This is a genomic window from Halorubrum sp. SS7, assembly GCF_005435055.1.
Taxonomy (GTDB): domain Archaea; phylum Halobacteriota; class Halobacteria; order Halobacteriales; family Haloferacaceae; genus Halorubrum; species Halorubrum salinarum.
In genome coordinates this window covers 38,988-53,399 of record NZ_SGXV01000006.1, presented here as the reverse complement: position 1 = coordinate 53,399, position 14,412 = coordinate 38,988, and the positions used below count along the sequence as shown (strand labels likewise).

Annotated in this window: 15 protein-coding genes; 8 read left to right on the top strand and 7 right to left on the bottom strand. The window is 71.5% G+C overall.

Features of this window, described 5'->3' with window-relative positions; translation table 11 throughout:
• Positions 1 to 10: 10 nt before the first annotated feature.
• Positions 11 to 1,258 carry a GTP-binding protein gene (locus tag EXE44_RS08475; protein ID WP_137716789.1) on the bottom strand — a complete coding sequence of 416 codons (1,248 nt, stop codon included), beginning with the start codon at positions 1,256 to 1,258 and terminating at the stop codon, positions 11 to 13.
• Between the two features lie 116 nt (positions 1,259 to 1,374).
• Between EXE44_RS08475 and EXE44_RS08470 the strand changes: the two genes are divergently transcribed.
• From EXE44_RS08470 to EXE44_RS08455, 4 genes are all read left to right on the top strand, one after another.
• A complete protein-coding gene (locus EXE44_RS08470) occupies positions 1,375 to 1,584 on the top strand; it encodes a hypothetical protein (RefSeq protein ID WP_137716788.1) in 210 nt (69 codons plus the stop codon).
• Positions 1,585 to 1,674: 90 nt separating this feature from the next.
• Complete coding sequence (locus EXE44_RS08465) at positions 1,675 to 1,971, top strand: hypothetical protein (protein ID WP_137716787.1); 297 nt, start codon at positions 1,675 to 1,677, stop codon at positions 1,969 to 1,971.
• A gap of 28 nt (positions 1,972 to 1,999) precedes the next feature.
• Entirely contained in the window at positions 2,000 to 2,953 is a 954-nt protein-coding gene (locus EXE44_RS08460; RefSeq protein ID WP_137716786.1) for a TRC40/GET3/ArsA family transport-energizing ATPase, read from the top strand.
• Between the two features lie 225 nt (positions 2,954 to 3,178).
• Positions 3,179 to 5,065, top strand: a complete 1,887-nt coding sequence (locus tag EXE44_RS08455; RefSeq protein ID WP_137716785.1) for a carbon starvation protein A — start codon at positions 3,179 to 3,181, stop codon at positions 5,063 to 5,065.
• Between the two features lie 88 nt (positions 5,066 to 5,153).
• On the opposite strand, the gene EXE44_RS08450 is transcribed toward EXE44_RS08455, so the two are convergent.
• Entirely contained in the window at positions 5,154 to 5,786 is a 633-nt protein-coding gene (locus EXE44_RS08450) for a hypothetical protein (protein WP_137716784.1), read from the bottom strand.
• The gene (locus tag EXE44_RS08445; protein ID WP_121563355.1) at positions 5,779 to 6,162 is read right to left on the bottom strand and encodes a cupin domain-containing protein; all 384 of its coding nucleotides are present in this window, start codon (positions 6,160 to 6,162) and stop codon (positions 5,779 to 5,781) included. Before EXE44_RS08445 ends, EXE44_RS08450 begins: the two co-directional genes overlap by 8 nt.
• A gap of 214 nt (positions 6,163 to 6,376) precedes the next feature.
• Between EXE44_RS08445 and EXE44_RS08440 the strand changes: the two genes are divergently transcribed.
• The 4 genes from EXE44_RS08440 (at position 6,377) to EXE44_RS08425 (ending at position 8,119) form a co-directional block, all read left to right on the top strand.
• Positions 6,377 to 6,634, top strand: coding sequence for a hypothetical protein (locus tag EXE44_RS08440; protein WP_137716783.1), 258 nt, complete (start codon positions 6,377 to 6,379; stop codon positions 6,632 to 6,634).
• 90 nt (positions 6,635 to 6,724) lie between these two features.
• Complete coding sequence (locus EXE44_RS08435) at positions 6,725 to 7,411, top strand: DUF5828 family protein (RefSeq protein WP_121563357.1); 687 nt, start codon at positions 6,725 to 6,727, stop codon at positions 7,409 to 7,411.
• A 38-nt stretch (positions 7,412 to 7,449) separates the two neighbouring features.
• Positions 7,450 to 7,689 carry a hypothetical protein gene (locus EXE44_RS08430; RefSeq protein ID WP_121563358.1) on the top strand — a complete coding sequence of 80 codons (240 nt, stop codon included), beginning with the start codon at positions 7,450 to 7,452 and terminating at the stop codon, positions 7,687 to 7,689.
• A 55-nt stretch (positions 7,690 to 7,744) separates the two neighbouring features.
• Positions 7,745 to 8,119 (top strand): helix-turn-helix domain-containing protein, encoded by a 375-nt coding sequence (locus tag EXE44_RS08425; protein ID WP_121563359.1) that lies wholly within the window; start codon positions 7,745 to 7,747, stop codon positions 8,117 to 8,119.
• Between the two features lie 24 nt (positions 8,120 to 8,143).
• Here the strand turns inward: EXE44_RS08425 and EXE44_RS08420 are convergent, their stop codons facing one another.
• From EXE44_RS08420 to EXE44_RS08400, 4 genes are all read right to left on the bottom strand, one after another.
• Complete coding sequence (locus EXE44_RS08420) at positions 8,144 to 10,252, bottom strand: S9 family peptidase (RefSeq protein ID WP_137716782.1); 2,109 nt, start codon at positions 10,250 to 10,252, stop codon at positions 8,144 to 8,146.
• 81 nt (positions 10,253 to 10,333) lie between these two features.
• On the bottom strand, positions 10,334 to 10,927 hold the full coding sequence (locus EXE44_RS08415; protein WP_137716781.1) for an IMP cyclohydrolase: 594 nt from the start codon (positions 10,925 to 10,927) through the stop codon (positions 10,334 to 10,336).
• Between the two features lie 364 nt (positions 10,928 to 11,291).
• A complete protein-coding gene (gene cgi121 / locus EXE44_RS08405) occupies positions 11,292 to 11,885 on the bottom strand; it encodes a KEOPS complex subunit Cgi121 (protein ID WP_137716780.1) in 594 nt (197 codons plus the stop codon).
• On the bottom strand, positions 11,882 to 14,368 hold the full coding sequence (locus EXE44_RS08400; RefSeq protein WP_137716779.1) for an ATP-dependent DNA helicase: 2,487 nt from the start codon (positions 14,366 to 14,368) through the stop codon (positions 11,882 to 11,884). Before EXE44_RS08400 ends, cgi121 begins: the two co-directional genes overlap by 4 nt.
• Between the last annotated feature and the right edge of the window lie 44 nt (positions 14,369 to 14,412).

Here is a 14,412-nt window from a genome sequence, read left to right as displayed (position 1 = left end):
CCGACCGATTCTACGGCTCCCGGAGGGCGACCTCGTCCCCCTGCTCGGCGGGGAACGGCGCGGGGTCGACCGCGGCCGGGTCGTCGCCGACGCCCGGGTCGCCGAGCTCCGCGAGTTCGGCGTCGGTCAGCAGCGCGTCGTCGAACCGGGAGATGAGGTCGTCCGCGTCGAACTCGGTGCCGATGACGACGTACTCCGTCCGGCGGTCGCCGCGCTCGTCGTCCCAGTCGAGGTCGGGGCGGTTCGCGCGGAGCATGTCCCGCTCGACCGCCGGGACGCTCGCGATCCACGGGCCGAGCGCGGTGACGCGGACCGAGCGCCCCGCCTGCCCGACCTGCTGGCGCTGGTCGGTGCCCGCGACCCACAGCGTTCCCTTCGAGCGGACCACGCCCGCCGGGAGGTCCCGGAGGACGGCGGCGATCCGGTCGGGGTGGAACGGGCGCCGGCGGCGGTAGGTGAAGGAGGTGACGCCGTACACCTCGTCGGGGTGGCGGTGGTCGTGGTCGCCGTCGTCGTGTTCGTCCTCGTGGTGATCGTCCGCGAGCGCGCGCTTCCAGCCGGGGAGGTCGCCGAGCGCGCGCTCGTCGAACAGCCCGACGTCGAGGATCCGGTCCGGGTCGACCGCGGAGAACTCCGTGACGACCGTCTCGGCGTCCGGCTGGAGCGCCCCGACGAGGTCGACCGCCTCGTCGAGCTCCGCCTCGGTACAGAGGTCCGCCTTGTTACACACCACGAGGTTCGACACCTCGACCTGCTCGACGAGGAGGTCGGAGAGCGGCCGGTCGGCGTCCTCGCCGCCGGAATCCGGGTCGACGCGGCGCTCGGGCGCCTCGTCGCCGGCGAACGCGTCGAGGAACTGGCGGGTGTCGATCACGGTCACCAGCGCGTCGACGCGGTACCGGGCCGCCGCGCGCGACTCGGTCGTGAACAGCCGCGCGACGGGCGCCGGCTCGGAGATGCCCGACGACTCCACGACGAGGGCGTCGAAGGAGCGCTCGTTGGCGAGCCGCACCACGGCGCTCTCGAGGTCGTCCTGGAGCTCGCAGCAGATACAGCCGTTCGACAGCTCCGTGACGCCCTCGACGCCGACCTCGGACTCCTCGGCGATCAGGTCCGCGTCGACGTTCACGTCGCCCATGTCGTTGACGAGGACCGCGACGTCGCGCTCGCCGGCGTTCCGGAGCAGGTGGTTCAACAGCGTCGTCTTGCCCGCGCCGAGTCCCCCCGAGAGCACGGTCACCGGAATGCGGTCGTCCATACGACCGGATCGGCCACGACGCTCTTCAAGCCCCCGGCGGCGTCCGCCGGATTGGGGGCGAGCCGAGCGCGTTCCGAGCCGATACGTTGATAGGCGGTGGTCGTCGAACTCGGGACATGGTCCTGTCCGCCGCTACCGTCTCGCTGGTCAGCATCACGATGACGGTGCTGATGGTCGCCGCGATGCTGTACCTCGTCTGGGGAGCGCTCGACAGCGACATCCACAGTCCGAGCCCCGGCGACGACGACCGACCGGAACTGGACGACGCCGAGGACGGCGAGTCCGACGAGGCGGCGAGCGAGCTCCCGGACGGAAACGCCGCCTGACGCCCGACGCGACGGGGGCCCGCTCCGGATCCGAGCCTCGCCGCCCCGACCGCGACAGCTTTTAGCACGCGAGGGGTGTCATGACAGACGATGACAGTAGCCGATCGGATCGAACGGTTCCGGGCGGTCCTCGAGGAGTGGGCCCGAGGCCTGTATCACGGGATGATCACGCACCCGGCCTACGAGAAGATCGAGAAGGAGGCCGAGGACACCGAAGACGAGTTCATGCTGGCGTGTTTCCCCGACGCCTTCGGGATCCCGTCGCCGGTGTCGTACTACACCGCCGAGCTGCTCCCGTACCTCGAAGACGAGTTCGAGGCGTGGGAGCGGCGGCTGTGGGACCGCGAGAGCCTCATCGAGCGCAAGGGCCAGCAGTACCACTTCTGATGACGGACCGACGCTCACTCCGCGACTGATGGAGCAGTTCGTCTTCTTCGGCGGCAAGGGCGGGGTCGGGAAGACCACCGTCTCGTGTGCGTACGCCCACCGCTGCGCGCGCGAGGGCCTCCGGACGCTCGTCGTCTCCACCGACCCGGCCCACTCGGTGTCGGACGTGTTCGACCAGCGGTTCGGCGACGAGCCGGAGTCGGTCGCGGGCGTCGACGGGCTCGACGCGATGGAGATAGACCCCGAAGACGAGATGCAGCGGCACTTAGACGAGATCCGCGAGTCGCTCTCGGAGCAGGTGTCGGCGGCGATGGTCTCGGAGATCAACCGCCAGCTGGAGATGTCTCACGGGACGCCCGGCGCGTACGAGTCGGCGCTGTTCGACGCGTTCGTCGACGTGATGCGCACGGAGAGCGAGCCGTACGACCGGGTCGTCTTCGACACCGCCCCGACCGGGTCGACGCTGCGGCTGCTCGGACTTCCCGACTTCCTCGGCGACTGGATCGACCGGCTGCTGTACAAGCGCAAGCAGTCGATCGACCTGTTCGAGAAGGCCGCGGTCGGCGACATGGAGCCGCGGCGCCTGCTGGAGGGCGACCCCGTGATCGAGCGGCTCCAACAGCGCAAGGAGTTCTTCGAGTACGCCGGCGAGACGATGCGTAACGAGGCCGCCTTCTTCCTCGTGTTCAACCCCGACCAGCTCTCGGTCAACGAGACGGCGCGGGCGATCGAGGGGTTCACCGACCGCGACCTGCGCGTCCGGGGCCTCGTAGCGAACAAGCTCACGCCGTCGCCCGAGGACGACGAGACGGGGCGGGGGGCACGCTACCTCCGCGAGAAGGTCGAGACCGAACGCGACCGCCTCGCGCAGGTTCGCGAGGGGTTCGACCCGCCGCTCGTCGCCGAGATCGAGTCGCGCACGACGGAGGTCCGCGGCGACGTGCTCGCCGACGTGGCCGCGTCGCTGGACGTGGAGCCCTGACTCGCGGCGCGGCGGCCGAGTTCCGCCGGACCGCACCGCCGCCCCGGATCGCGCGCGAGGTCGATCGGGGCGACGACTGGTCGGATTTTATCGATTAACTGGAGAAATAAATCGAATCCCCTACGACGACGGCGGTGCGACCGGCAGATATTGTCGCTGACCATCATGAACGAAAGTAACGTTTAAGTTTGACATAGTGAACCGATACCACGAGGCAGGGAACTTATGACAAGTGTAATTTGGATCGTCGTCGCCGTGCTCAGTACGTTCACCGTGGGATACATGGGGTACTCGCGGTACCTCTCTCGGTTCGTCGAACTCGACGACGACCGGGAGACGCCGGCACACAAGTACGAGGACGGCCAGGAGTACGTACCGGCGAAGAAGCCGGTGCTACTGGGGCATCACTTCTCAAGCATCGCGGGCGGTGCGCCGATCGTCGGCCCGATCACCGCCGGGGCCATCTGGGGATGGGTCCCGGCGCTTCTGTGGGTCGCCATCGGCAACCCGCTGATGGGCGCGGTCCACGACTTCATCTCGCTGTCGGGCTCGATGCGACACGAGGGGAAGTCGATCGGGTACATCATCGGGGAGTACGTCGGGGAGCGCGGCAAGAACATGCTGCTGTGGTTCGCGTTCCTCACCATCATCCTCGTGGTGGCGGTGTTCGCCTTAGTCGTCGGGATCGTGTTGAACGCGTTCCCGTCGGCCGCGACCGCGAGCCTCGTGTACATCGGGCTCGCGTTCGCGTTCGGCGTCTACCTCTACCAGCTCGACGGCCCGTTCCTGCCGGGGACGGTCGTGTTCGTCGCCGGCGTGTTCGCGGGCGTCTGGCTCGGGATCCAGTACCCGCTCGCGCTGTTCCCGGCGGTCGAGACCGGCGCCTACCCCGCGGGGACCATCGTGCTCTTCGAGTTCCTCGGGAACGGCGCCTGGCTGCCGGGCGCCGTGGTGAGCGCCGACGCCATCCTCCAGCCGAACGTCGCCGCGTGGGTGCCGGTCATCCTCATCTACGCGTCGCTCGCGAGCGCGCTCCCGGTGTGGGTGCTGCTCCAGCCGCGCGACTACCTGTCGTCGTTCCTGCTGTACTCGGGCGTCGGCGGGGCGCTCCTGGCGATCATCGTCGGCACGCTGCTCGGCACCTCCGCGCAGCCGCTGACGATCGACCCCTCGATCGGGGCGTACATGGGCTTCTTCGGCAGCGAACTCGCGATCGACACCAGAGGGATCACGCCGCTGTTCCCCCTGCTGTTCGTGACCATCGCCTGCGGGACGATCAGCGGGTTCCACTCGCTGGTGTCGTCGGGGACGACGGCCAAGCAGCTGAACAAGGAGAGCGACGCCCGCCTCATCGGCTACGGCGGCATGCTCGGTGAGGGGCTGCTCGCCTCCGTCGCCATCTCGACGCTCGCGGTGGCCGGCGCCACCTCGGCGGCCGCCGGCGGCGGCATCGGCGGCGCGCTGCCGAACTTCGCGACCGGCGGCGGGATCATCCTCACCAGCCTCGGGATCCCGCAGAGCTTCGGCGCGCCGTTCATGGCGCTCGTGCTGGTGAGCTTCCTCCTCACCTCGACCGACACCGCGGCGCGGCTCGGTCGGTACATGATGGAGGAGATCGTCGGAACCCGTGGGAGCGGGACGACCACGGGCTTCTCGACCGACCTCGGCAGCTTCGCGAAGGGGCGGTACACCAACCCCGTCGTCCAGTCGCTCGTCGCGTACCTGCTCGTCATCTCCGGCGAGTGGGTGACGCTGTGGGCGCTGTTCGGCGGCGCGAACCAGCTGCTCGCCGCGCTGGCGCTGCTCGCGGCGACCGTCTGGCTCGCCAACTGGGACGAGTCCAAGCAGCTCGCCTCCACCGGCGTTCCGATGACGATCATGGTGACGATCACCGTCCTCGGGCTGTCGTGGGTGGCGCTGTGGGACAACCTCTACCAGAAGCTCATCCTCGGGAACGTCACCGCGCTCAGCGGACAGATATCGGCGGTGGTCCAGATGGGCCTCGCGTTCGTGCTCATCTACCTCGCGCTGTCGCTCGTGCGCATCGGCTACGGCAACATCACGAGCGTGCGGGGCGGGAGCGAACCCGCGGCCGAACCGAGCGACGACTGACCGGCGGCGCGGTCCCTTTCGGCGCAGAACCGATTTTTTGCCGCACGACGACCCGAACGCGGAGCGGCGGCGTCGCTCGGCCGGCGCCTCAGCGCCAGAAGCGCTTGGCGAACCGCGAGAAGAACCCCTCGTCCGGCGAGTCGACCCGCTCCCACAGGCGGAACGCGGCGGCGGTGTCGGCGTTCTCGCTGGCGACGAGCGCCTCCCGGTCGGGCGCGACGACGACGAGGTTCACCTCGTAGTGGCCGTAGTACCCGAACTTCAGGAGGGTGCGGTCGCGGAACCCGTCGACGAACTCGGCGACGTCGTCGGGGATCCGGTCGGCGACGAGGACGACGGTGACGTCGGTGCCGTAGTGCTCCTCGTGGGCGTCGACCCGCTCGTCGGCGACGCCGTGAGCGAACTCGACGAGCCGCTCCGCCTCGTCGACGCTCGGCGTCGTCACCCGGCGGGCGAAGACGAACTCCCGCATGTCGTGGTCCGCGTAGCTCAGCGCGGGGTGGAGGAACTGCTTCTGGTTGCGCACCCGCATCTCCGCGGTCATGTCGAACCGCTCGCCGTCGACGACCACGTCGCGGTCGAGGTCGTAGCTGTACATCAGTCGGTCGGAGACGCGGTCGAGGTACTCGTCGTCGTAGTCGGGGACCGCCTCGCGGATCTCCGCCGGCAGCTCCTCGGGGTCGCGACGGGGTGCCTCGCCCGGCGCCGCGTTCTCACTCATCGTCGTCGGGGTCGTAGGCGACGGCGTCGCCCGACGCCGGCGGGGCGCCGATCGCCAGCACCGTCACCGGGTCGTCGGCGTCGGCCGGGTTGTACGCGCGCTGCGGGCTCTCGGGGTCGACGACGAACAGGTCGTCGGCCGGGACCTCGTAGGTCTCGTCCGGCGTCTCGACCGCGAGCGTCCCGTCGAGGACGTAGAACGCCTCCTGTTGGGTCTCGTGGTAGTGGTACGCGAGCGGCAGCTGCTCGCCGGGCGCCGCCCGGAACCGGTTGATCGCCGCGGCGTCGAGCTCTCCGGGGTCGGACAGCTTTCGGCACTCGCAGGGGCGGTCCGGCTCCGGTTCGACGGCGTCGACGTCCACGACGCGATATCCCATGCGAACGCATTCCACGGAGGGGGTGAAAAGGGCGTCGGCGGCGGTAGCGGACGAGGGGCGGTTCGGTCGGCGGGTTGCGGGCGGTGATCGGTCCGCGACGGTAGCGGGGGCGGCGGTCGGTCTACAGGGAATCGGCGGCGGGCGCGGACCCGCGTCGCTCGGCGGTGAGCCGCGGATTTAAGACCCGCGACACCGTATCCCACGGTGAACGACCATGACAGACGAGGCCGACCGGACCGACGCCGACGAGCCGATCGAGGCGGAGGCGTGCGGGCGCTGCTCGATGTCGACCGTCGTGGGGGCGGTCGCGAAGGACCAGTCGCCGGAGGAGCGGGCCGACCGCGACCCGTTCCGGGGCGACCGGATCGAGGTCGACGAGTCGGCGATCCGACGCGTCTCGCCCGCGGGGTACCTCGGTGACCTCAAGGAGCGGCTGGACGCGTTCGCGCGCCGGGTCGCGTACGGCGAGTAGCGTCGCCGCGCCCGGTCGCCGAGCCGGGAGCTGCGGGTCCCGTCAGTTCGGAGAGACTTATACGCGTCCGTTCCGTAACGGTGGCAACCGATGGAAGAGAGCATCTCCGGCTTCAAAGTGCGCGGCGACTGGGGCGACGTCGTCGAACACGGCGAGCGGATCGCCCTCGCGCTCCGAGAGGTCGGCGTCGACGGCGACGCCTACTACGAGTTCGACGAGTGGCGTCCCAAGACCCACGAGCGGATCGACGAGGACGTCTCGGAGAAGACGGCGGCGCAGGCGTCCGTCGACGAGGGCGAGGGCGAGCGCGCGGGGCAGTCGCCGGGCGACGACCTCCAGACGGCCGGCGAGAAGCTCACGGAGTCCTACGAGAAGGTCGAGGAGAACGACACGGAGAGCGCCCGCGAGAGCTGGGGCGAGTCGATTGAACACGTCGCCCGCGCGGCCGACTCCGCCAGCCGGAAGGCGCTCCGGAAGGTCGAGGACGCCGTCTACCGCAACGTGATGACCCAGATGGCGCCGTACTACTTCGACAACGAGCTCGTCAGCGCCAACATCCAGGAGGTCGCCCGCGCCGAGGACGGCGAGACGTTCGTCTTCGAGGTGAACGTCAACGACGACGAGCTGAAAGACGAGGTGTCCGCGGTCCTCGACGAGTACGAGGCCGAGATCGACCGCTGGCACGTCGAGGCGGAGAAGCGGACCGAGGACGTCGCGGCCGCCGAGGGCGTCGAGCCGCCCGCCGAGGAGGGCGGCCCGGACTCGACGACGACGTGATCGGTCGGCTTTAACTCGCCGACCGCCGAATCACGCCCATGAGCGAGGTACTCCGAGTCGAGGCGGGCGAGCTGTCCGCCGACGAACTCATCGACGCGCTCAACGACGGCCGGCGGATCCTCGTCGACGTGGAGGTCGCCGGCGCCAACCACGAGGTCGCGCTGCGGTACGACGGGGAGACGTACCACTGCGACACGCCGACGAACCTCCACCGGCACGCGGACGAGTCCGGGATGCGGGGCTGCATCGACCAGATGGGCTACGCGGCCGAGGAGTGACCGCGCCGCGCGGCGATGACGGAGCTTTAACACCGCCCCGCGCGGAACGAGTGACATGAGCGACCCCGAGATAGAGGACCTCGTCGGCGACACCTCTCCGTCGTTCGAACACGTCCTCTCCTGCGTCTTCGGCGTGCGCGACCACGAGAGCCGCGCGTACCTCGCGCTGTTGGAGTACCCGGGCAGCACCGTCTCGGAGCTCGCCGACGCGCTCGACCGCGACCGGTCGAACGTGAACCGGTCGCTGTCGACCTTACGCGAGAAGGGGCTCGTCGAGCGCCGCCGCCGGCTGCTCGACTCCGGCGGCTACGTCTACCAGTACACCGCGATCCCGGTCCCGGAGGCGAAGCGCCGCCTCCACGACGCGCTCGACGAGTGGGTCGCCGACGTTCACGACGCCATCGACGCGTTCGACCCCGACGAGCGCTGACCGGGCGCCGCGGGCGCGCCCCGGTTACGATTCGTCCCCGTTCTCCTCGCCGTCCCCGCCGGCGCTCAGCCCGTCGTCCTCGGGGCGGTCGAGGGCGCGCTCGGCGTCGTGGTGCTCGGAGTAGCCGTCGAACCAGCGGGCGATCCGCTCGATGCGGTCGACGACGTGCGCCGGCTCGCCCGACCGCGAGAGCTCGTGGCCCTCGCGGGGGTACCTGACGAACCGCGTGTCGACGCCGTTCTTGCGGAGGATCCGATGGTACAGCTCCGCCGTACAGATCGGGGTCCGCGTGTCGTCCTCGGAGTGGATCAGGAGCGTGGGCGTGTCGACCGCGTCGGCGTGGCCGGTCGGCGACTGCTCCCAGAGCCACTGCGGCTCCTCGGAGGGCACCGTGTCGAAGTCGCCCTCGACGAGCTTGTAGGCGGCGTCGGTCGAGCCGTAGAAGCCGGTGAGGTCGTAGACGCCGCGCTGGGCGACGGCCGCGCTGAAGTAGTCGGTCTGCCCGACCGCCCACGAGGCCATGAACCCGCCGAAGGAGCCGCCGGTGACGAAGGCGTTCGAGGCGTCGATCTCGGGGCGATCGGCGACCGTCTCGACGCCCGCCATCACGTCGTCGAGGGTGACCGCGCCCCAGTCGCGCTCGATCGCTTGCATGAATTCCTCGCCGTAGCCGGTCGAGCCGCGCGGGTTCGACCAGAAGACGGCGTAGCCGCGGGCGGCGAGCGTCTGGAACTCGTGCCACATCGTCCCCGAGGTCGACCACATCGCGTGCGGCCCGCCGTGGATCTCCACCGCGAGCGGGTACGGCTCGTCGGCGTCGGCGGGCTCGGGCGGCGTCAGCAGCCACCCCTGGATCTCGACGCCGTCGGACTCGAAGCGGACCTCCTCCGGCTCGCCGACCGCCCGCTCGGCGAGGTAGTCGGCGTTCAGCTCCGTCAGCCGCGTCGTCTCGTCCGCGGCGGCGTCGTACGCGAACGCGTCGCCGGGGTGGTCCCACTCGCTGGCGGCGTAGGCGACGGTCACCGACTCGGAGCCGGCGCCCGCGTCGCCGCCGACCGTCGCGCCCGACACGGTGCCGGGCCGGAGCAGGCGCTCGGGCTCGGCGCTCCCGTCGGCGGGGACGTGCCACAGCGCCGTCTTCCCCTCGTCGGGCGTAGCGAAGTACAGCGTCTCGTCGTCCGGGCCCCACTGCGGCGCCGCGTCGCGGGCGAGCCCGCGGTCGATGCCGCCGGTGAGGTCGGTGACGGCGCCCGACTCGGCGTCGAGGACGCGGAGGTCGGTCGGCTGCATCGAGACCTGCTCCGGCTCCGCGTGCGTGAAGGCGACGCGGCGGTCGGCGGTCGCCGCGAGGTCGGCGCCCCAGCCGGTCGTCGTGTGGACTACCTCGGACTCGCCGCTCTGGAGGTCGTGGGCGCGGATCGCGATCTCGACGGAGTCGTCGGGGTCGTCGCCGACCGCCTCGGTGTAGTACAGCGTGTCGGCGTCGCCCCACGACGGCGCCGCGAAGTCGGCGTCGCGGTCGGTGACGCGCTCGACGGCGCCCGAGTCGGCCGGGTCCGGGTCGGTGACGCCGCCCACCGAGGCGTCGGCGTCGACGACGTACACGCCGGGGCGTCGGCCGTCGAAGTAGCGCTCCGCGGCCCGGTACACCGTCCGGTCGATGACGCGCGGGTCGGGGTGTTCCTCGGGCTCGTAGTCGTCCGGCACCGCGAGGTCGCGGTCGGCCTCGCGGTCGTCGGCCGTCACGGACTGGACGAACGCGATCCGCTCGCCGTCCGGCGACCACGCGATCTGCGAGACGCCGCCGACCACGTCGGTGACGCGGCGGGCCTCGCCCCCGTCGAGCGGGAGGACCCACAGCTGCTGGCGGTCGTCGTCGGCGCCGCGGGTGGAGGTGAACGCGATCCGGTCGCCGGAGGGGCTCCAGCGCGGTTCGGCGTCCGAGCCCTCCGAGATGGTGAGGCGGCGCGGGTCGCCCTCGCCCGCGGCGTCGACGAGGTACACGGTCGTCTCGTAGCTGTCGTCGCCGTTCGGCTGTCGGCGCACGAAGGCGACGCGGTCGCCGTCCGGCGAGACGCGGGGGTCGGACGGGACCGCGAGGTCGTGGTAGTCGGCGGCGGTGATCGGCTCCATGCCCGTCACTCGGACGGGGGAGGCAAAAGGCGTCGGGAGGCGGAAAGGCGGTCGGCGGTCGATATTCTCGGGCGGGGACGATCAGTCGCCGTCGTTGTCGAACGCGAGCGAGACGCCGTCGCCGTCGACGGTCGCGCCCGCGGCGCAGACCGGGTGTTCGAGGTCGGCGCCGAGCAGTTCGGTCGCGACCGACGCCGCGTCGGTCGCCGTCAGGTCGTACGGCTCGGGGGCGTCCGTCTCGTAGGTCGCGACGACGGTCGGCTCCTCGACCGCCTCGACGAGCAGCGCGTCGCGGCGGACGGTGCCGATCGTCGCCGCGTCGGCGCCGACGACGCCGGCGACGCGGGGCGTGTCGTAGTCGTCCTTCTCGTAGTCGAGCGCGAGCAGCGCCGACGCGAGCGCGTCGCGGGCGGGGTAGCCGCGCGCCAGCTTCTCCGCGATCGGGTCGACGTGCGAGCCGTTGCCGAGGGCCGCGAGCGGCTCCCCGGTCGGGGCCTCGACCGCCCGCGCGCAGTTGTACGAGACGTACGGGTTGTCGGTCTCGGGCGCGTCCGGCGTCGGCCCGACGGTGAGCGTCCCGCCGCGGTCGCGGACGCGACGGTTCGGGAACGAGCGCGAGGAGACGCGGTAGCCGCCGATGCCGGGCGCGACGACGACGAATCGTCCGACGTACATACAGGGTCGTGCGGATTCGGCCCTGTAAAGCGCGTCGGTATGTCCACGAACGCGATCCGGCGGGAGGAGCTCGGTCCCGACGCGGCTTCTCGCTTCCCACCCGACCGCGCCCCGCCGGGAAGCCGTCCCGTCAACCGATCGCACGGCGGCCGCAACGCGCAACGCTTACAAAGACGTACTGGCTATCGGAGGGTACGGAGTCCATTGGGGTAGTGGCCAATCCTGTTGCCTTCTGGGGGCAACGACCCTGGTTCGAATCCAGGATGGACTACTTTTTCCGCGTCTCGCTTCGCCTAGAACCGAGCGGCGCCGCCGTCCCGCGGTCTCCAGTCGAAACGAAGGGGTGGCGGCGGAGCGTCCGCGGTCACTTCTCCACGTCCAGCAGCGCGACGCGCTCGCGGACGGCGTCGGCGAGGCCGCCGTTCGTCGCGGCGAGCTCGCGGTCGGTGACGCCGTAGAACTCGCGGACGCGGTCCTCGTCGAATCCGGTCGGAGGCGCGTCCCCCTCGGCGAGCTCGGCCGAGTCGAGCGCGAGTCCCCGGACCGCCTCCACCGCCCGGTCGAGGTCCGCCGGCGGACGGTCCGCGCCGGGCACGTCGCCGAAGTCCGCGACGAGGACGACGGCTCGGCGCTCGCCCTCCGCGACGCCGAGGTCGAGGGCGCGGTCGATCTGTCGGCGCCCCGCCGCGTACAGCAGGACCTCGACGCCGGGGTCGCGCGCGACCGCCTCGCCGCGGGCGATCGCCCGGGCGGCGAGCCGCGCCGCCTCGCGGAGCTGCGTCCCGGAGACGACCAGGTCGGCGTCGAATGCCTGGACGACCGCGCCGGTCTCCGCGGCGACCTCGTCGAGGTCGGCGAGGAACGCGTCGAGGTCGTCGACCGCGAACGTCCCGGCGACGAGGCGGACCGCGGGGGCCGGCGACGGCTCTCCGTCGGCGTCGACCGCGGGCGCCGTCATCCGAAGTCACCCAGGCTCGCCTGCCCGTCGCCGTCGCCGTCGGCGTCCGCGCCCGCGGTCGCCGCCGCGGAGGCCGAGCTGTCGGGGTCGACGCCGTCGAGCGAGGGGTCCTCGCGGCCGGCGTTCTCCAGGATGCGCTCGGCGGTGCGCTCGCGGCCGCGGAGCGCGCCGAGGACGACGGCCTTGTCCGCCTCGCGGAGGTCCGCGCGGCTCTCGATGCCGGCCTCGTAGAGGCGGCGGGCCCGCTTGCGGCCGACGTTGCGGACGCCGGCGAGGTCGAGCAGCTCCTCGCGGACGCCGTACTCCAGCCGCTTTCGGGCCTCGCGCACCTGAACGACCACGTCACCGTCGATGCCCTCCACGTCGCGCGCGAGCGTCTCGGCGGCGCGCAGGAGCCACTCCGCGGTGTCGACCTTCCCGCGGATGTCGCCCGGCCCGACGCCGTACCGCTCCGCGATCCGGTCCTCGTCGACCTCGTTCGCCCAGTCCTCCAGGAGGCGGCCCGTCTTCAGCGCGGCGAGCCAGTCCTCGAACCGCACGTCCTCGTACTCGGAGGGGGTGTCGCCGAGCAGCTCCGCCTCGCGCTCGTAACAGACCTCCGTGTACTCCTCGCGGTCGCCGGACTTGAGGTACAGCTGGTAGGTGTCCGGCGTCCGGCTGACGAGGTGATAGAGGCCGAGCGGGGTGACCTCGGGGGCGTCGTCGCCGTCCGACGCCGCCGCCGCGGCGTCGCGGTCGTCCCCGTCGCCGTTCGCCCGCGTGTAGGTCGTGAACCCGGCGTCGTCGGCGTCCGCGTCGGGCCCGGGGGCGGCGTCGTCGGCGTCCGCGTCGGGCCCGGGGCCGGCGCCGTCGGCGGGGACGAAGTCGCCGGCGGCCCCCTCGTCGTCGCCGTCCGCGACGGTGCGGAGCCCGTCGAGTATCTCGGCCGCGCTCATCGGGTCGAGGTAGAGCCGCGAGACCGTGTGGCCGATACCGGTCGCGGCGAGGCCCTCGCTCCCGCCGTCGCGGTCGCGCTCGACGAAGCCGTTCACTTCGAGGTAGTCGAGGACGGTGTCGGTGACCGCGGCGAGGCGCCCCTCGTCGTCGGTCTGGGTCGCGTAGAGGGTGTTATCGAGGAAGGAGAGCAGCCCGTCTCGGGTGGCGGCGAAGCCGGACGCGACCGTCGCGAGGACGTGCGTGCGGAGCGCGGGTTCGGCCGCCAGCTTCGAGCGGACCGGCTCGGCCTCGGCCCAGACGTACCGGTCGAACAGCTCCTCGCGGGTGTCGGCGCTGTTCGCGAGCAGCACCGCCTCGCCGTATGGGTCGAGGCCGGGGCGACCTGCCCGCCCGCACATCTGGTGGACTTCGAGGACGTCGAGGGGTTTCATGCCGCCGAACTCGCCGTCGTAGCGGCGCCAGTCGCGGACGATCACCCGGCGGGCGGGCGTGTTGACGCCGGCGGCGAGCGTCGGCGTCGCGGAGACGCACTTGATCAGGCGGTCGCGGAACGCGTCCTCGATCAGGCTCCGGTGCTCGCTCGCGAGGCCGGCGTGGTGGAACGCGGACCCCCGCTTGACCGCGTCGGCGAGGTCCTCGGAGGTGTCCGTGTCGGAGACCCCGCGGATCTCCTCGGCGAGTTCGCGGAGCCGGTCGCGCTCCTCGCCGGTGAGCCTGGAGCCGGTGACCTCGCCGAGCTTCCGGGCCGCCGACTCGGCGTTGCGCCGGGAGTTGACGAAGACGAGCGAGGAGCCGCCCTGCCCGTCCTCCTCGGTGTCTAAGGCGTCGGCGACGAGCCTCGCGGTCTGGTCCTCGCCGCGCTCGACGGGCACCTCGCGCTGGCTCCCGTCGTCGAAGTTGATCGCGTTACCGAAGTGGACGCCGGTGCGGAGCTCGATGGGCCGCCAGTCGGACTCGACCAGCTCGGCGTCGAGCCAGTCGGCGATGACGTCGGCGTTGCCGACGGTCGCGGAGAGCGCGACCGTCTGGAGGCCCGGGTTCACCTTGCGGAGCTTCGCGAGGGTGACTTCGAGCGTGGGGCCGCGGTGGGAGTCGTCGACGAGGTGGACCTCGTCGCTGACGACGCAGGTGAGGTCGTCGATCCACGGCGCGCCGTTGCGGATCAGCGAGTCCACCTTCTCCGAGGTGGCGACGATGACGTCCCGGCTCGCGAGCCACTCGCCGTCGGAGTCGTAGTTGCCCGTGGAGACGCCGACCGTGACGCCGTGGTCCTCCCAGCGCTCGAACTCCGCCTTCTTCTCGCTGGCGAGCGCGCGCAGCGGGACGATGTACAGCGCCTTCCCGCCGCGCTCGATGGAGGAGAGCATCGCGAGCTCGGCGATCAGGGTCTTCCCGGACGCGGTCGGGACCGCCGCGACGAGGCTCTCGCCGTCGGTGACGCCCGCGTCGACGGCCGCCTCCTGGGGCGGGTACAGCTCCGCGACGCCCTCCGCTTCGAGCGCCTCGCCGACGCCGGCGGGGAGCCCGGAGAGCGAACTCGGTTCCATTATCGGACTCTGGTCTCCGACGCGATTTAAACCGTCGGAAGAGT